Source organism: Bacillus sp. TE8-1, assembly GCF_008368855.1.
GTDB lineage: Bacteria > Bacillota > Bacilli > Bacillales > Bacillaceae_G > Bacillus_A > Bacillus_A cereus.
On record NZ_QPET01000021.1, the window covers coordinates 95,042 to 111,557 of the forward strand.

Here is a 16,516-nt window from a genome sequence, read left to right on the forward strand (position 1 = left end):
TAGCATGTATATCTCCTTATGAAGATAAAACAGGAATTTTGGAAAATGATGTAGAATGAAATGAGTGATAAAGCGTGAAGGTAGGGGAATGTATGACGAAATTTAATTGGCATGAATCAGCAGAAAAGAAATGGGATAGTAGCGCAGAGTTTTGGAATCAAAATAGTCAAGAGATGTGGGACAGTGGTAGCAGAAGTACAATTATTCCGTTTTTTGAACAATACGTAAAGAAAGAAGCACAAGTGCTCGATGTTGGTTGTGGTGATGGGTACGGTACATATAAATTAAGTAGCGCAGGCTATAAAGCAGTGGGAGTAGATTTATCGGAAGTGATGATTCAAAAAGGTAAGGAGCGCGGAGAAGGACCGAATTTATCTTTTATAAAAGGCGATCTTTCTGCATTACCATTTGAAAATGAGCAATTTGAATCAATTATGGCAATTAATTCTTTAGAATGGACGGAAGAGCCATTACGAGCGTTAAATGAAATAAAGCGTGTGTTAAAGAAAGATGGATATGCATGTATTGCAATTTTAGGACCGACAGCAAAGCCACGAGAGAACAGTTATCCTCGCTTGTATGGAAAAGACGTTGTTTGTAATACGATGATGCCTTGGGAATTTGAACAGTTAGCGAAAGAACAAGGTTTTAAAGTTATAGATGGCATCGGCGTATATAAGCGCGGAGTAAATGAGAAGATGTTAGGTCAACTACCTACAGAGTTACAACAATCGTTAACATTCTTATGGGTATTTATGTTAAAAAACGTATAAAGAAATGAAAGAATTTTTAGGAGGTAAATAAGTGCAGAAAATACAAAAAACTGATACAATATCATCAGAACCAATTAAAGGGGGACTAGGGTATATGACAACTACTACAACAGTGAAATCCGATATTGAAATCGCACAAGAAGCGAGTATGAAGAAGATTCAAGAAATTGCAGCTGATTTAAATATTTTAGAAGATGAATTAGAGCCATACGGACATTATAAAGGTAAGTTATCTCTTGATATTTTTAAGCGCTTACAAGATGAGGAAGACGGTAAAGTTGTTTTAGTAACAGCGATTAACCCAACTCCAGCTGGAGAAGGTAAATCAACAGTAACAGTTGGTTTAGGTCAAGCTTTTAACAAAATTGGTAAGAAAACAGTAATTGCACTTCGCGAACCATCTCTTGGACCAACGATGGGATTAAAAGGCGGAGCAGCAGGTGGCGGTTTTTCACAAGTCGTACCAATGGAAGACATTAACCTTCACTTTACTGGAGATATCCATGCGATCACAACTGCCAATAACGCATTAGCAGCGTTTATTGATAATCATATCCAACAAGGAAACACACTTGGAATTGATACGCGTAAAATCGTTTGGAAACGCTGTGTTGACTTAAATGATCGTGCCCTTCGTAACGTAGTAATTGGTCTTGGTGGACCTGTACAAGGTGTACCACGTGAAGACGGTTTTGACATTACAGTAGCATCTGAAATTATGGCCGTATTCTGCCTTGCAACAGATATTCAAGACTTAAAAGCGCGTCTATCTCGCATCGTAGTTGCTTATAACTTTGCAAATCAACCTGTAACGGTTAAAGATTTAGGTGTAGAAGGTGCGTTAACACTATTATTAAAAGACGCATTAAAGCCGAACTTAGTACAAACGTTAGAAAATACACCAGCTATCATTCATGGCGGACCATTTGCGAATATCGCTCACGGTTGTAACAGTGTTATCGCTACAACAATGGCAGCAAAATTAGGTGATTATGTTATTACAGAGGCTGGATTCGGTGCTGATTTAGGCGCTGAGAAGTTTTTAGATATTAAAGCTCGTGCAGCTGGCATTAAACCAGAAGCAGTTGTTATTGTTGCGACGATTCGTGCGCTTAAAATGCATGGCGGCGTTGCAAAAGATCAATTAAAAGAAGAAAATGTAGATGCATTAGCAAAAGGTATGGAAAACTTACAGAAGCATGTTGAAACAATTCAAAGCTTTGGAGTGCCTTTCGTAATTGCAATTAATAAATTCATTACAGATACAGATGCAGAAGTTACATACTTACAAGAGTGGTGTAATGAGCGTGGCTATGCAGTATCCTTAACAGAAGTTTGGGAGAAAGGTGGCCAAGGCGGAGTTGACCTTGCTGAAAAAGTACTAAAAGAAATCGAAAAAGGTGAAAACAACTACGCACCACTTTATGAATTAGAATTACCATTAGAAGAAAAAATTCGTACAATTGCTCAAAAAGTATATGGCGCAAAAGATATTGAATTTGCTCCGAAAGCACGTAAGCAATTAGCTCAATATGAAGGAGAAGGTTGGAGTAATCTACCAGTTTGTATGGCGAAAACACAATACTCTCTTTCTGACGATGCAACAAAATTAGGTCGTCCATCTGACTTTATCGTTACAATTCGTGAGTTAAAACCATCTATCGGTGCAGGCTTTATCGTTGCGTTAACAGGTACAATGTTAACAATGCCAGGTCTTCCAAAACAGCCAGCAGCACTTCAAATGGATGTAAATGAAGATGGAAAAGCAGTAGGTTTATTCTAAAAGGTTGTAATTCATCTCGTTTATCTGTAAACTATATATACATCAAGTGGCGCCTTTCCATCGAAAGGCGCCTGTTTTTTGGAGGAAATTATGTTTGATCCAACTGCTTTTGACAATTTAAAAGTAATCGTAGAAGGTGCTGTGTATGATTTTGATCTACATGGAGATATTCTTGTAACAGATCGAAAAGATATGATGGATCTTGCTTCATTAAGTCGTATATATCATATCTCATTTCAATTAACAGAACCGTTTGAACCATTAGTAGAAGCAACATTTTCATTATCTGTGGATGCAAAGAACTTGTCTGGTGAAATACTAGAAGTGCCTCAGTTTACACCAGGTTGTGAAATGAAGCTAGCATTTTCATTCCCGTTAGAACAACCAGAAGTAAAATGCGAAGAAATTGAAACATTAATGCGTTCTATATGGGGAAAAGAAAGAATGATTATGCAGAAAGTTTCATACGAATATAATAAGCAAGCGATTTCATATCATAATAAGGTAGAGGTTCTATTTCAAAAAGCGATTACAGAAGACCATGTTGATGATTTAATAGCTGTTATTTCACACATGATAGAAACGGTGCGAACAATACAGCATTTTCTTCAAAAATAGAGATAAAGGAGAAAAACAAATGATAAAAGATATGCAACCATTTTTACAACAAGCTTGGGAGAAGGCTGGTTTTAAAGAGTTAACTGAAATTCAAAAACAAGCGATTCCAACTATTTTAGAAGGACAAGACGTTATAGCTGAATCTCCAACTGGAACAGGAAAAACATTAGCGTACTTATTACCACTTTTACATAAAATTAATCCTGAAGTAAAACAGCCACAAGTTGTTGTTTTAGCGCCAACACGTGAACTTGTAATGCAAATTCATGAAGAGGTTCAAAAGTTTACAGCAGGAACTGAAATTTCAGGTGCATCTTTAATTGGTGGTGCAGATATTAAGCGCCAAGTTGAAAAATTAAAGAAACACCCAAGAGTAATTGTCGGTTCACCAGGCCGTATTTTAGAATTAATTCGTATGAAAAAGCTAAAAATGCATGAAGTAAAAACAATTGTATTTGATGAGTTTGATCAAATTGTAAAGCAAAAAATGATGGGCGCAGTGCAAGATGTAATTAAATCAACGATGCGGGATCGTCAATTAGTATTCTTCTCGGCGACAATGACAAAAGCGGCAGAAGATGCGGCACGTGATTTAGCAGTGGAACCACAATTAGTACGTGTAACACGTGCAGAATCAAAAAGCTTAGTTGAGCATACGTATATCATTTGTGAGCGACGCGAAAAAAATGATTACGTAAGAAGAATTATGCATATGGGCGATGTAAAAGCAGTTGCGTTCTTAAACGACCCATTCCGTTTAGATGAAATTACTGAGAAATTGAAATTCCGTAAAATGAAAGCAGCAGCTCTTCATGCAGAAGCAAGTAAACAAGAGCGTGAAGCGACAATGCGTGCTTTCCGCGGAGGGAAATTAGAAATTCTACTTGCTACTGATATTGCAGCACGCGGTATCGATATTGACGATTTAACACACGTAATTCATTTAGAGTTACCAGACACAGTAGACCAATATATTCACCGCTCAGGACGTACTGGACGTATGGGTAAAGAAGGAACTGTCGTGTCTCTTGTAACACCACAAGAAGAGCGTAAATTACTGCAATTTGCGAAAAAACTAGGCATTGTATTTACGAAGCAAGAAATGTTCAAAGGATCATTCGTAGAAACGAAACCGAAAGCACCAAAGAAAAAGAAACCAGCATTTACTGGGAAGAAAAAGCCTAGATAAATGATAGGGAAGGCGTAACTATTTGTAGTTACGTCTTTTTTGTTTGTAAACAAGTGATAATGGGAATTGTATTAGTGTTTTTAATGTGCCTATCATATATATGCTTCTACTGGGAGTATCGAAAAAAGGGTAGTTTATTTATTTGGTTTATACGAGGAAATAATATAAAAAAAGTCGAATATTAAACTGACACGAAATAATAAAAAGAAGGTACACATATGGATAGGAAATTAGGAATGTTTTTAAATACGAAACATATTGAAGTAAACGAAGGAATACAAAAAGCAAGGGAATGGGATTTAGAATATATTCAATTATATGCTATGAATCCGACTTTCAACTTAGCTAACATCTCAAAGATACAATGGAATACATTAAAAGAAAACTTATCTTTTAATGAGATTCAAGTCCCATCATTAGCAATTAGCTTCGGAGAAAATGGAATAATAGGAACTGAAGCTGAATGTGTAATAGAGAGTTTTAAATATATTACTGATAAAGGGTTAGGGTTAGGAGCTAACGTAGTAACAGCCCATATTGGGAAAATCCCTGAAGATGAAAATAGTGAGTACTATGATAAAATGCTACGTGTTTGTTATGAGATAGGGGAATTAGCGTTCAAATTTGGAGGATTCTTCGCCATTGAGACGGGATCTGAAAAAGCAATAGTATTAAAACGATTTTTAGAAACTGCAAACTCGAAAGGACTAGCTGTTAACTTTGACCCAGCAAATTTAATAAGTGATGTAAATGAAAATCCGGGAGAAGGTTTATTACTATTAAAAGATTATATAGTACAAACTCATATTAAAGATTGTAAAGAAGTGAAAAGTGATCGTTCAACTAAGTATATAGAAGTCGCAGCAGGGAATGGTGAAGTAGATTTCGATATATTCTTCAAAGTATTAGATAAAATTGGATTCGACGGATATAACATGATTGAAAGAAATGATTATTTTGATGAACTGGATGGGATGAGTCAGTCGATAAATTTTGCAAAGAAGTACATACCAACTCAAAAGGAATAACGATAGCATCTATAGAAAGTTACATAGAATATAAAAACAATAGGAGGAATACAAATGATTCATAAGGTCGGACAAATTATGTTATATGTAAATAATCAAGATGAGGCAGTAAATTTTTGGACGGAAAAGGTAGGGTTTCATGTAGTTGCAGAGGAAGATAATAAGCAAGGAATGAGATGGATTGAAATCGCTCCGAAAAGCGGTGCGGAAACGAGCATTATATTACATAATAAAGAAGTTATTTCGAAAATGAGCCCAGAATTGAATCTTGATACACCGTCTTTAATGTTCTTCTCAGAAAATCTTGATCAACTATATACAGATTTAACAAATAAAAATGTTACTGTTGGAGAAATGGTAACTATGCCTTCTGGTAAAGTGTTTAACTTTGCTGATAGCGAAGGGAATTATTTTGCGGTTATGGAGAAGAACCAATAATAATATTGCTATGTGAAAATCCCCCTCAAATATATTTGAAGGGGATTAAATTTTTGAAGTGGATTTTTCATTAGAGAGTTGTTTAATAAAAAATACTCCTTTTTCAATAGCTGTCTCAATATAGCCAACAATTTGGTCAAACGTAAATACTTGTAAGTCTTCATGCAAGTGTTGCTTTGGATATAACATATCTTCAAAAAGATACTTTCGAAATTCTAAAACGTTTTCTTTAGAAACCTCTTCAATATCCACAATGTGAGCCTCTTGATTGAGAAGAGAGAAAAGCTGTTGTTCTTGATCGTAATGATGAAGCAACTTTGCATTTAACAATTTAAAATCGTTATAGTACAGGGGTGCGATCGTTTCGTCATTCTCTATTCTATTTTTTAGCCAAGGTAGAAAAAATCCACTTAGCCAATTATCATCGGCAATGAGGTGGGTATAATAGCCTAAAATAAATGGGGAATCTATATGTGATTCATATTTATGAAAAAATGAATCATAATCTATTCTTCTCGTATAGTTGTTCGTTGTACCGTCATAAAAATGTGAGGTTCCTTTTTCTTTTTTTGAATGAACAGCATCAGGGGCTACAGCTCCAAGTAAGAAAGAAGTCTTATCGTGAATAGATAGTTTCTCAGCAATACCGTTAGCGATAATAACATGCATAATTCGTGATCCCATGAATGCCACCTCTGTTTCCAGTATTCATTTCAGGAAGAGGACTGAACAGTTAGTATTACTTTCCCTGTACTTTTTCTACTTTCGACCCATTCATGTGCTTTCCCTGCATCTTGAAGTGGAAAAGATTTCGTAGCCTTAATTTGTAAACGTCCGTCACGCAAATAACGGAAAACTTCATTTGCAGTTTCTTGGAGCAGTTCAGGACGCTTTTTTCGTGTGGTTCCAAAGCTAAAACCGAGTATAGAGCGGCAACTTGCATGTAAATCTTTCGTTTGAAAGTTACCAATTTCACCGCTAGCATTACCGAAATGAACGAGGCGACCGTAAAAAGCAAGGCAGTTTAAACTTCTTTCAGAAACAGTTCCAGAAATAGAGTCCAAAATAATATTCACTCCTTCTCCGTTTGTCAGCTCATTGACTTTCTCTACAAAATCTTCAGTTTGATGACAAATAACATAATCAGCTCCAGCATCTAAAGCGATTTTTCTTTTCGTTTCACTTCCGATAGTACCGATAACTGTTCTAGCCCCTAATAGTTTTGCAAATTGAATTGCGGTAGTACCAATCCCGCCAGCAGCTGCATGAATGAGTACAGATTCACCTTTTTGAATCCTTGCAACATTTGCGAGTAAATTATAGCTTGTAAAAGATACGATCGGACAAGCGGCTGCAGTGTGAAAGTCAACTTCATGGGGTAATACGAAAGTAAGATTTTCATTTGCAACAACGTATTCTGCGTAAGATCCATTTTGAGGAAAAGCAATGACACGTTGTCCAGGGTGAATATTTTTCACATGAGAACCGACACGTTCTACAATACCAGTGGCATCTATACCTGGAATAAAAGGTAGTGCTTTATTTCCTTTTTTACCATAACGTGATTTAATATCAGCGAAATTTACACTAGTAGCAACTACGCGAATTAAAACTTGATCTTCTGAAATAGCCGGTATATCAAAATCTGTATATTTCATCACTTCAGGACCACCGAACGACGTTACAACGATAGCTTTCATTATATGTCCTCCTAAATTTGACTATATAAATTATTTTAAATCTTTATCAGAAATTGGAAAATTATATAATAGTTATGTGTGGTTATAAGTGAAGCTTATGAACTCAGTGGATCATTATATTAATTTATATAAAAAACTTTTTCGGAAAAATCGAACGAAATATGAATTACCTGCCAATATATAGTGTAAGACAAAGGAGGGCTGGAATATGAAGGATGAAATAGATTACGCACATTTAATTCAATTAACTTTATCAGGCAATAAAGAAGCGTATAGCGAATTGTATGATGTAACGATTCAAGAAGTATATAAAACAGCACATTTTTTAATTGAAGATAAAACGGATGTAGATGATGTCGTTCAAGAAGTATACATACAGCTATATGAATCGCTTCGTAAATATGATAGCGAGAAGCCATTTCGCCCTTGGCTAATTGGGCTTGCGATTAAACAAATTCATTCTTATAGAAGAAAGAGGTGGATGCGACTACGAATTATAAAAAAAGCAGAAGAGCAAAGAAAGCCAGTGCAAATTGATTTTTCTAACGATGTTGTAAGTAAAATATCAAACCAAAAACTAATCGAACTCATTCATAAATTACCGTATAAATTGAAACAAGTTATTATCTTAAGATACTTACACGATTATTCACAAGAAGAAGTAGCACAAATATTACATATTCCAATCGGTACAGTGAAATCTAGAATTCATGCGGCATTAAAGAAACTACGTCAAAAAGAGCAAGTAGAAGAAATTTTTTTAGGAGAGGTAGGGAATGTGAAATGAGTTTAGATTGTAGAGTTAGGGAATCTATACAAGAAGAAGCAAAGGGTATTGTTGCCCCGCCGGATTTAAAAGAAAAAGTAATCGTGCAAATAAAAATGAAGCACGGCGAGAGTAAGAGGAAGAAACGCCTTATCGCAGGAGTACTTGCAGCAGCTCTTTTAATCCCGACGACAGGTTTTGCGTACCAATCTATTATGGCGGATGGTATATATGGATCTTTTGAGAATTTAAAAAAACATGCCGGAGCAATGACATTAGAAACGTATATGCGTTTTAATGCAAAATTATCAGAAGCGAAAGATGAAATGGGTGCGAAGGAATATGAAGAGTTTACAAAAGAACTGAAAAAATTAACTAATGCAAAGCTTGCGTACGGAGATTCGAACGGTAATATAGATTATGATCAATTATCATCAGCTAAAAAAGAGGAATTGAAAAAGGTAGTAATGGAGCTTCATCCGTATTTTGATAAATTAAATGGCCATAAATCTAGTAAAGAAGTACTAACTCCTGAAGAGTATGAACAATATATGGAGGCATTAATGTCACATCAAACTGTGTTAGTAAAAACGAAATCGAGTGGAGGGATAACAGTAGAAGAAGTACCTGAGGCGTACAAAGAAAGATTTATTAAAGCGGAGCAGTTTATGGAGTATGTAGATGAAAAGGTGAGATAAGTAAAAAAACTCAAAGCTTTAGCTTTGAGCTTTCTTTATTAAAAGAAAATAGAGGATTCAATTATATTTTTTCATCGTTGCATTGTCCTTTTGTATAAAACAATCTAAAAGGGAATAACCAGCTATTAAACTAATAATCGTAACAAAAGTTGTATTTATTAGAATAATATTAACTAAATAAGGTAGGTATTCGGCAAGTGGTGAAAAGAGTAGTGCTGGGGAAAAGGAAATGAATAGTGTAGGCACTGTAATAGCAATAAATTTATCCGGTTGAAAGCTCCAGTTTTGTTTACTCGTTTCGCGATTAATAGATTGAAGGAATCGTAATAAAATGCCAACTATAAGAGGAAAGAGTGTAAAGTAGAATAATCTTGGATAAACGTTAAAGTTCACTTGTGCATCTGTATCTAAATAAAATTGAATTTTTACTCCTACAAATAATAATAAGACGATAAATAATGTGAAGCAGAGGTATAGCATCAATTTTTGCATTATATTCCACCATCCTTTACTCAAAATATATTCAAAAAAAGAAGAGATATACAATAACTACTGTTGTATATCTCTTCTTTTACTGTTAGTTAATAGTGGAGTTTGCTTTTTCTTGCTTCGTGAAATAATCAATAATGCCCATTGCGCTAATTTCTATATCTAAATGTAAAATATTATAAACGGAATGATCTGATGGAACGTTTAACTTTGTAAGATGAGAAGAGATTTTATCCATTAACAAAGTTTGTAAAGCTTTAGTCGCTTCATCGAAATCATTATACTTTTCAAAGACTTCCTTACCAGTCTGAACGAAAATAGGTAGCCAATGTTCCAGTTGATTATATACTTCTGTAACATTGGATGATGCACCATAATGCCCGAAATAAATAGTATCTACATCCATACTTTGAATGTGATTTTTAGAAGCAATCATCGCATCTGGTTGAAATTGTGAAGGGGACGTTGATGGTAGATACAGTTCTACACCAAGGTCTGCGAGTTCTCTATAATAAATTCCAATTGTATCGCCAGTAAAAATCCCCTTTGTTAATGAATCGTGAATGCTAATATGGTGCTTCGCATGTCCTGGTGTATCATAAAATGTAAGGGTGCGGTCTTTTGCAATTTTTAACGTATCACCATGTTGTACAATATGAACACGTTCTTCTTCAATTGGAAGAATTGGGTCAAAGAGTTTATCGAAATCTTCTTTGTAGACAGCTTTTGCACCTAAAATAAGTTTTGTTGGATCAATCATATGACGAGCACCACGAGAATGCACATATAACGTAGCATTTGGGCACTTTTCCATCATTAAACCAGCTGCGCCAGCGTGATCTAAATGCACATGTGTAACGATAATGTTTTTAACATCGTTTAAATCAATATGTAATTGTTGTAAGCCGTCTAAAATATACGGAAGAGAAGGGGCTGCACAAGTTTCAATTAAAGTAATATCGTCACCTAATAAAACGTACGTACCTGTTCGTTCATTATGCTGTAAATCGAAATCATCAATCAGATATAGGTGAGAAGATAATTGCTCTACTTTTTTCATATTTACCACTCCTTATATACTGCATGTTTCTATTATACGCTAAAATAGAAAAAAGGCAGAAAACGAAAGCTCGTCTTCTGCCTTTTTTGTAATATTATTATTTCGTTTGTTGTTTATTAATAGACATAATGAACAGTCCAACAATGCCGCCAACTAATGGAAGCATAATCTCTCCCGCTAAATTAAAGTAGGAGCTTAAGAATAAACCATTAACATCGATTACCCAGCCAATAACATACAATAACATCATATATAGTACGAAATAAAACTCGCGATTTGAAATCGTTTCATGTTGTGCAGTTTTCATATTGAACACCATCCTTTTCTATAATAATAGAATATAAACTGTCACATTTTGTTCACATTTCAATTGTAAAACTTTCCATCATAAAAGTCTAGTAATTTGTGTCGAATTTTTGAACGTAAATAAAGCGTTTTCAATTGTGGGGGGAAATACGTAATAAGAGCTGTAAATTCACGAATGTAGTATAGTATAAACATAGAATGATAGTGAAGAGAGGGGCAAAGACAATGACAGTTTATGATTTTTCAGCTAAAACAATTACAGGTGAAGAAAAATCGTTAAAAGATTACGAAGGAAAAGCACTTCTTATTGTAAATGTAGCTAGTAAATGTGGTTTCACACCGCAATATAAAGGATTACAAGAGGTGTATGATAAATATAAAGACCAAGGACTCGAAATACTCGGATTTCCTTGTAACCAATTCGGGGGACAAGAACCAGGTACAGAAGCGGATATTACTAGTTTTTGTGAATTAAACTACGGTGTAAAATTCCCAATGTTTGCAAAGGTTGATGTGAAAGGTGATAAGGCTCATCCTTTATATACATACATGACAGAACAAGCACCAGGTTTACTCGGTATGAAAGCAGTGAAATGGAATTTTACGAAGTTTTTAATCGGAAAAGACGGGAAAGTAGTAGGGCGTTTTGCGCCGCAGACGAAGCCGGTAGATTTAGAAGTTGAGATTGAGAAGGTACTTGGAGAATAATTAGGAGTTTCACTTTATTAAAAAACGTCTCAAAGAACAATGTAGTTCTTTGAGACGTTTTCTTTAAACTCACATTTTCAAGATTAAATAACTGTATCAAAGCCATCTGATTTAGGTAGAGAAGCTGCTTTTTTCATAAGCACTTCCCATAAGTGTACAGATTTCTTCCATTCTTCTGCAGCCTGCTCCTGTTTATACATAGCGTTCTCATAACTGGCAGTAAGTTGTTGCATATCGGCCGAGTTGTAAAGTGTATCGATATGGAGAGCGTATTCTCGGAATGTTTGACTTTCACTCCGTGGTATGCCAATTCTCGCAAATTGTTTTAAAAGTGCACCGTAAGCTTTTTGATAAACAGCATCATTTTTTCGGTATTTATAGAAATGAATAATAAGAAATGTCATCCATTTCATTCTAGTGGTGAAGAGAATGTATCCTATAATACTAATTAGTATCGTAGAGAGGAATACGTACCACCAAGAAAAACTAGTTTTAGAATTTGTGACCTTTTTAGTAGAAGCTTCTTCTGTATTTTCTATTAAACTTTTAAGTTTTGCTTCATTATTTCGTTGTTGTATTTGCTCGTTATTAGAATTATTTGCTTCGCTATTTTGTGAAATAGGAGCAGGCGTATTATTTATAAAATTATAGGAATTAGTAAATCCTTTTGTCGGTTCGAATGGAATCCATCCGTATCCTGGGAAATATACTTCGACCCAAGAGTGTGCGTTATCGTTCGTGATTGTATAAATATCCTCACCTTCTGCAGAGGCAAGTGTATTGTCAAGAGTTCCTTCTGTATAGCCTTTTACCCAGCGAGCAGGAATCCCTGCAGAACGAAGTAGTACAATCATAGACGTCGAAAAATTATTACAGTAGCCGCTTTTTGTATCGAAAAGGAATTGATCTACATAATCTTGGCTTTTTGCAGGGAATAAGACATTCGTTGATTCGTATGTAAAAGAGTTGTCTGTGAAGTAATTTTCAATAGCTAATACTTTATCATATCGGTTGTCTTTATCATTTGTAAGATTGACAGCCAAGTCTTTTACGCGCTGTGGTAATGACTCGGGAAGTTGTGTGTACTTTGTCATAAAATAAGGGTTTGTTTCTTGACCTTCATTTGTTTTTACAGCTTTCAAGTTTTCTATGGAAAACTCAGGGATCTCATATGTTACTTTATACGAATGTAAAGTAGTAGAAGAGTCTCCATTCATTGTATAAATTTTTTCTGAAAACGGGTCAACACTGTATGATACATCAGAAGAAGCCTCAACTGATACTAATCCTGCTGGATAGGTAAGGTGAGGGTAACTTTTTTGCATGGTAATTGTTGCCTCAGTCGTTTCCGTTTTTGTATTTTGTTCGTACCAGCTTACGACGTCGTTTTTATTTTTAAAAGAAATCTTTTTCGGATTTTCAGAAATTTCCCAGCCTTTTCCTGTATAGAAATCTTTTGTTTCTACTCTCCAATATTGTTTGTTTTGCGTTCGTGCTGTGAAAACAATTGTAGGATCCGCCTTAAAAGGACCACCTAATCGCGAGTCATCTAAACCATACCCAATTGTAGAAACTTTTTGTTCTTTACTTGCTTCAGATGTGTTGAATTTTAAAAAATCCATTGGGTTTGGCCATTGAGGGCCAAATTTTGGAGCAAAGTATGCGATGGTTGCTAATAATACAATAAATATTGTAAGTGGTCTAAGTAATTTTGAGATTTCCCTAGCATAATTTTGTAAGTGTTCACGCTCTTTTATTCGTTCTACTTGAAGAAGACTAAGCATAAAAAATCCGATGACAACAGTTCGAATAATAGCGTAGTTTGCATTGTATAAATGTAAGTTATGAAAAGTTGCGATATAAATAATAGTCAATACAAGAAATAGAAACCCACGTTTTTTATGAATAATCCAAAATGAAGTGAAAGAACTCAAAAACCAAAATGAGAGAAAAAATAAAACCGTCGGAAAAACTGGAGAAATATCTAGTAAATTCCCTTGGAAAAATAGGGAGGAATTTCGAGACATATCAGAAAAGAATGTTGTTAGCCAAGATGGATTTATAAAAGCATTTTTATAATATAGGGAATGAATGATAAATAGGACTGTGACAATTTTTATTGGAATCTGCCACCTCGTTTGAAAAAAAGAGAGAGCGAAGCAAATTCCTATAAATGTTACGAAAATATCTAATCTACCTACATTTGTAATACCTATAAGAGGTCTTAGCCATTCTAGTAAAAGAAGAAATACACATGCATGCATAAAGAATCTGTTCGTATCCCACTTGTATTTTGTTTGTAATGTTATCATTTGCTCACCTCAAAAAACACGTTTGTATACCGGTTTTCATAAACCGTGTTTACAAATATTTGTCGTTTTTTTAGAGTTTCTAGTATACTGATTTCTCGGTGTGAAAGTTGATTCGCTTTTTCTTTCACGACAAAAACCATACATTTTCTATTTTTTATAGCAGCACAATCAGCCGCCTTTTGAATATCGGGAGAAAGATTACTGGTCACGAGTATAACCGTGACGGGCTCATAAATTTTTCTTAGTTCCATGTCTACACTCTGGGAGAGCGGGAATACACTGTCTGCTTGCACTTTTGCTAAATGACAAAGGATTTGTTGTAACTGCGTATCTCCATTGTCTAAAGGGAAAATAGTTTGTTCTTTTCCGATAGACACGAATGATGCTGGTGAATTTTGTTTCAAGACAGCCCTTACGATAGAGGCAGTAAATGTGACGACTGATTCGAATAGAGGAGACTCGGTTCTGTCTATGAATATCATGACATTATGGCTGCGCTGTTGTTCAAACTCTTTTGTCATAATATTGCTTGTTCGTGCAGTTGCTTTCCAATCAATCCATGAAAAGCGATCACCAGGTTTATAGTCTCTGACACCGACAGAGATTGTAGAGTCTTTTGCTGAATTTATATTTGCTGAAAGCGCTCCTTGTTCGAAATGATTTTCCAATTGTCGATATGCTATATCTACATACTGGGGATAGACTAAAAATGTATCTGGAACTGAAAAAGTTACTTCTTTCTCTATCATGCCGAATAAATCGCCAGTTTTGACACGAACGCTTGAAAAAGTGTGCTCGCCTCTAGGGATTGTGTCAATAACATATTGAAACGAAATATTTCGTTTCAATCCTGGGAAGAGTACTACCTTATTCATCTTTGTTTGTTTACAACTTATAAATTGTGTTGGCAGTTCATCTTCTATAACTAAATAAAGTAAGGGAAAAGGAAATTTTCTTTTTATTGTAATCGTGCTTACAAATTGTTCTCCTACTACATATCCATTCTGGTTTGTTATTCGCTTTACTTCAGCGTCCCGTAAAGCGTAGAAGGGGAGTAGTAGCGAATAAAGAGCAATGGGAATTATGCTGTAAAACAAAAACCAACTGACAAACCCGCCTTGAAACATAGCGTACATAAATGTTAAGACTAGGCATAAAGGGAGTAGCAATAACTTCATAACGTGATATAGCGCTCGCAGCATTCGTTTCATCAAGGGTTCATCGTCCTTTGAGTAGGCACGGTAGTTCGTGCAACGATTTTTGCGATAACTTGTTCGCCAGTTATTCCTTCAAATTTTGCTTCCATTTTTAGAATGAGTCTATGTGCTAAAACATAAGGAGCTAAAAATTTAACATCGTCTGGAATAACATAATTCCTGCCATGGATAAATGCATAAGCTTGTGAAGCTTTCATTAAAGCAATCGAGCCACGTGGACTTGCACCTAACTGTATAGAACTGTACGTACGAGTCTGATTAACAAGCTTTACAATGTAATGCTTAATTGCTTTGTCCATACTTACTACCTGTACGCTTTGTTGTAAATAAAGTAAATCTTCTATTGTAGTAATGGTTTGTAATTGAGAGAGTGGATTTGTTTTTTCCATCCGGTTTAAAATTTCAAATTCTTCCTCTGGTGTAGGATATCCCATTTTTAGTTTCAATAAGAAACGATCGAGCTGAGCTTCTGGTAGAGAATATGTTCCTTCATATTCGACTGGATTTTGTGTAGCCATGACAAAGAACGGCTTTGGTAAAGGTCTTGTAATACCATCTATTGTAATATTGCCTTCTTCCATACATTCAAGTAAAGCAGATTGTGTCTTTGGAGATGTACGATTAATTTCATCAGCAAGTACAAAATTCCCCATAATTGGTCCAGGCTTGAACTCAAATTGGAGCTCTTTCGGATTATAAATAGAAACTCCTGTTACATCTGACGGCAATAAATCAGGTGTAAATTGAATTCGCTTATAATCAGCATCAATGGATTTAGAAAGAGCACGTACTAGCATTGTTTTCCCGACACCAGGAACATCTTCTAATAGCACATGACCTTCAGCTAAGAGAGCTGTCAAAGCTAAGATTGTTTCTTTTCGTTTTCCGACCATTATTTTTTCAATATTATTGATTATTTTTTCTACAGTGGGATGTAATGAATCAAGCTGGGGCATCGTAATCCTCCTAATGTTATTATCGTTTTCTAATCAATTTAGTGGACATATTTCTAATTCTATATGTAGATAGTAAAACTTCTACCTTTAATTCTGAGAATATTCAGATTATTTATTTCGATTACATCTAGTATAATTGTTTCCGTAACTAAGGGCAATACAGTAAATAATGATTTGTAGTTTTATGTAAAATAAGACTCGATATAAAATAATAACATTGGGAAAAATATTTTTACATACAATTTATACTCTTTTCCTTATGGCAGTTTTGAAATAATATCAAAACTCTTTTTCTTTTGCAAAATAGTCGATACCTCAAAATACCATTCTCCTAATAATTAAGATTAACCATAATCTTCACAACGGAACACAAGATTTTCTCACAAACTTATTTTCTACTGAATTTTTGACAATCTCTTGAACTGTGCGAAATGTCACATCTGTATTTTACAACCTCTCTTATAGTAAGGGTATG

General features: G+C 34.9%; 17 protein-coding genes. 9 read left to right on the plus strand and 8 right to left on the minus strand.

What is annotated here, in order from left to right; translation table 11 throughout:
- Positions 1 to 92 precede the first annotated feature (92 nt).
- From DN404_RS19480 to DN404_RS19505, 6 genes are all read left to right on the plus strand, one after another.
- A complete protein-coding gene (locus DN404_RS19480) occupies positions 93 to 773 on the plus strand; it encodes a class I SAM-dependent methyltransferase (RefSeq protein WP_000160049.1) in 681 nt (226 codons plus the stop codon).
- A 94-nt stretch (positions 774 to 867) separates the two neighbouring features.
- Complete coding sequence (locus DN404_RS19485) at positions 868 to 2,556, plus strand: formate--tetrahydrofolate ligase (RefSeq protein ID WP_013141915.1); 1,689 nt, start codon at positions 868 to 870, stop codon at positions 2,554 to 2,556.
- 90 nt (positions 2,557 to 2,646) lie between these two features.
- Positions 2,647 to 3,174 carry a hypothetical protein gene (locus DN404_RS19490; protein ID WP_000460219.1) on the plus strand — a complete coding sequence of 176 codons (528 nt, stop codon included), beginning with the start codon at positions 2,647 to 2,649 and terminating at the stop codon, positions 3,172 to 3,174.
- A 19-nt stretch (positions 3,175 to 3,193) separates the two neighbouring features.
- A complete protein-coding gene (locus DN404_RS19495; RefSeq protein ID WP_000588613.1) occupies positions 3,194 to 4,363 on the plus strand; it encodes a DEAD/DEAH box helicase in 1,170 nt (389 codons plus the stop codon).
- 218 nt (positions 4,364 to 4,581) lie between these two features.
- The gene (locus tag DN404_RS19500) at positions 4,582 to 5,391 is read left to right on the plus strand and encodes a sugar phosphate isomerase/epimerase family protein (protein ID WP_049107450.1); all 810 of its coding nucleotides are present in this window, start codon (positions 4,582 to 4,584) and stop codon (positions 5,389 to 5,391) included.
- A gap of 54 nt (positions 5,392 to 5,445) precedes the next feature.
- Positions 5,446 to 5,829: a VOC family protein gene (locus DN404_RS19505; RefSeq protein WP_000581462.1), complete on the plus strand. Its 384-nt coding sequence runs from the start codon at positions 5,446 to 5,448 to the stop codon at positions 5,827 to 5,829.
- A 45-nt stretch (positions 5,830 to 5,874) separates the two neighbouring features.
- Here DN404_RS19505 and DN404_RS19510 read toward each other — a convergent pair whose 3' ends face one another.
- Both DN404_RS19510 and DN404_RS19515 read right to left on the minus strand, forming a co-directional pair.
- On the minus strand, positions 5,875 to 6,513 hold the full coding sequence (locus DN404_RS19510) for a zinc dependent phospholipase C family protein (RefSeq protein WP_006922477.1): 639 nt from the start codon (positions 6,511 to 6,513) through the stop codon (positions 5,875 to 5,877).
- A 29-nt stretch (positions 6,514 to 6,542) separates the two neighbouring features.
- Positions 6,543 to 7,529, minus strand: coding sequence for a quinone oxidoreductase family protein (locus tag DN404_RS19515; RefSeq protein ID WP_000644623.1), 987 nt, complete (start codon positions 7,527 to 7,529; stop codon positions 6,543 to 6,545).
- Positions 7,530 to 7,737: 208 nt separating this feature from the next.
- On the opposite strand from DN404_RS19515, the gene DN404_RS19520 reads away from it, so the two are divergent.
- Both DN404_RS19520 and DN404_RS19525 read left to right on the plus strand, forming a co-directional pair.
- A complete protein-coding gene (locus DN404_RS19520) occupies positions 7,738 to 8,316 on the plus strand; it encodes a sigma-70 family RNA polymerase sigma factor (protein WP_000650920.1) in 579 nt (192 codons plus the stop codon).
- Complete coding sequence (locus DN404_RS19525) at positions 8,313 to 8,993, plus strand: DUF3600 domain-containing protein (protein WP_149215359.1); 681 nt, start codon at positions 8,313 to 8,315, stop codon at positions 8,991 to 8,993. The genes DN404_RS19520 and DN404_RS19525 overlap by 4 nt, the downstream gene beginning before the upstream one ends.
- Positions 8,994 to 9,050: 57 nt before the next feature.
- On the opposite strand, the gene DN404_RS19530 is transcribed toward DN404_RS19525, so the two are convergent.
- The 3 genes from DN404_RS19530 to DN404_RS19540 all read right to left on the minus strand — a co-directional run bounded on the left by DN404_RS19530 (position 9,051) and on the right by DN404_RS19540 (position 10,849).
- Positions 9,051 to 9,485, minus strand: coding sequence for a hypothetical protein (locus DN404_RS19530; RefSeq protein ID WP_001170914.1), 435 nt, complete (start codon positions 9,483 to 9,485; stop codon positions 9,051 to 9,053).
- Positions 9,486 to 9,570: 85 nt separating this feature from the next.
- The gene (locus tag DN404_RS19535) at positions 9,571 to 10,542 is read right to left on the minus strand and encodes an MBL fold metallo-hydrolase (RefSeq protein ID WP_063536177.1); all 972 of its coding nucleotides are present in this window, start codon (positions 10,540 to 10,542) and stop codon (positions 9,571 to 9,573) included.
- A 97-nt stretch (positions 10,543 to 10,639) separates the two neighbouring features.
- Entirely contained in the window at positions 10,640 to 10,849 is a 210-nt protein-coding gene (locus DN404_RS19540; protein ID WP_063536178.1) for a DUF3925 family protein, read from the minus strand.
- A 224-nt stretch (positions 10,850 to 11,073) separates the two neighbouring features.
- Between DN404_RS19540 and bsaA the strand changes: the two genes are divergently transcribed.
- Entirely contained in the window at positions 11,074 to 11,556 is a 483-nt protein-coding gene (gene bsaA, locus DN404_RS19545; protein ID WP_063536179.1) for a glutathione peroxidase, read from the plus strand.
- 83 nt (positions 11,557 to 11,639) lie between these two features.
- Here the strand turns inward: bsaA and DN404_RS19550 are convergent, their stop codons facing one another.
- From DN404_RS19550 to DN404_RS19560, 3 genes are read right to left on the minus strand one after another with little or no spacing between them, the layout of a single operon-like run.
- Entirely contained in the window at positions 11,640 to 13,868 is a 2,229-nt protein-coding gene (locus tag DN404_RS19550) for a transglutaminase TgpA family protein (RefSeq protein WP_149215360.1), read from the minus strand.
- Positions 13,865 to 15,079: a DUF58 domain-containing protein gene (locus DN404_RS19555; RefSeq protein WP_149215361.1), complete on the minus strand. Its 1,215-nt coding sequence runs from the start codon at positions 15,077 to 15,079 to the stop codon at positions 13,865 to 13,867. The genes DN404_RS19550 and DN404_RS19555 overlap by 4 nt, the downstream gene beginning before the upstream one ends.
- The gene (locus DN404_RS19560; protein WP_049107454.1) at positions 15,079 to 16,041 is read right to left on the minus strand and encodes an AAA family ATPase; all 963 of its coding nucleotides are present in this window, start codon (positions 16,039 to 16,041) and stop codon (positions 15,079 to 15,081) included. The genes DN404_RS19555 and DN404_RS19560 overlap by 1 nt, the downstream gene beginning before the upstream one ends.
- Between the last annotated feature and the right edge of the window lie 475 nt (positions 16,042 to 16,516).

Coding starts and splice junctions, on each gene's coding strand:
- DN404_RS19535 (WP_063536177.1), bottom strand. CDS start 10,542: ATGAAAAAAGTAGAGCAATTATCTTCTCACCTATATCTGATTGATGAT.
- DN404_RS19500 (WP_049107450.1), top strand. CDS start 4,582: ATGGATAGGAAATTAGGAATGTTTTTAAATACGAAACATATTGAAGTA.
- DN404_RS19530 (WP_001170914.1), bottom strand. CDS start 9,485: ATGCAAAAATTGATGCTATACCTCTGCTTCACATTATTTATCGTCTTA.
- DN404_RS19490 (WP_000460219.1), top strand. CDS start 2,647: ATGTTTGATCCAACTGCTTTTGACAATTTAAAAGTAATCGTAGAAGGT.
- DN404_RS19560 (WP_049107454.1), bottom strand. CDS start 16,041: ATGCCCCAGCTTGATTCATTACATCCCACTGTAGAAAAAATAATCAAT.
- DN404_RS19510 (WP_006922477.1), bottom strand. CDS start 6,513: ATGGGATCACGAATTATGCATGTTATTATCGCTAACGGTATTGCTGAG.
- DN404_RS19505 (WP_000581462.1), top strand. CDS start 5,446: ATGATTCATAAGGTCGGACAAATTATGTTATATGTAAATAATCAAGAT.
- bsaA (WP_063536179.1), top strand. CDS start 11,074: ATGACAGTTTATGATTTTTCAGCTAAAACAATTACAGGTGAAGAAAAA.
- DN404_RS19480 (WP_000160049.1), top strand. CDS start 93: ATGACGAAATTTAATTGGCATGAATCAGCAGAAAAGAAATGGGATAGT.
- DN404_RS19540 (WP_063536178.1), bottom strand. CDS start 10,849: ATGAAAACTGCACAACATGAAACGATTTCAAATCGCGAGTTTTATTTC.
- DN404_RS19555 (WP_149215361.1), bottom strand. CDS start 15,079: ATGAAACGAATGCTGCGAGCGCTATATCACGTTATGAAGTTATTGCTA.
- DN404_RS19515 (WP_000644623.1), bottom strand. CDS start 7,529: ATGAAAGCTATCGTTGTAACGTCGTTCGGTGGTCCTGAAGTGATGAAA.
- DN404_RS19525 (WP_149215359.1), top strand. CDS start 8,313: ATGAGTTTAGATTGTAGAGTTAGGGAATCTATACAAGAAGAAGCAAAG.
- DN404_RS19520 (WP_000650920.1), top strand. CDS start 7,738: ATGAAGGATGAAATAGATTACGCACATTTAATTCAATTAACTTTATCA.
- DN404_RS19550 (WP_149215360.1), bottom strand. CDS start 13,868: ATGATAACATTACAAACAAAATACAAGTGGGATACGAACAGATTCTTT.
- DN404_RS19495 (WP_000588613.1), top strand. CDS start 3,194: ATGATAAAAGATATGCAACCATTTTTACAACAAGCTTGGGAGAAGGCT.
- DN404_RS19485 (WP_013141915.1), top strand. CDS start 868: ATGACAACTACTACAACAGTGAAATCCGATATTGAAATCGCACAAGAA.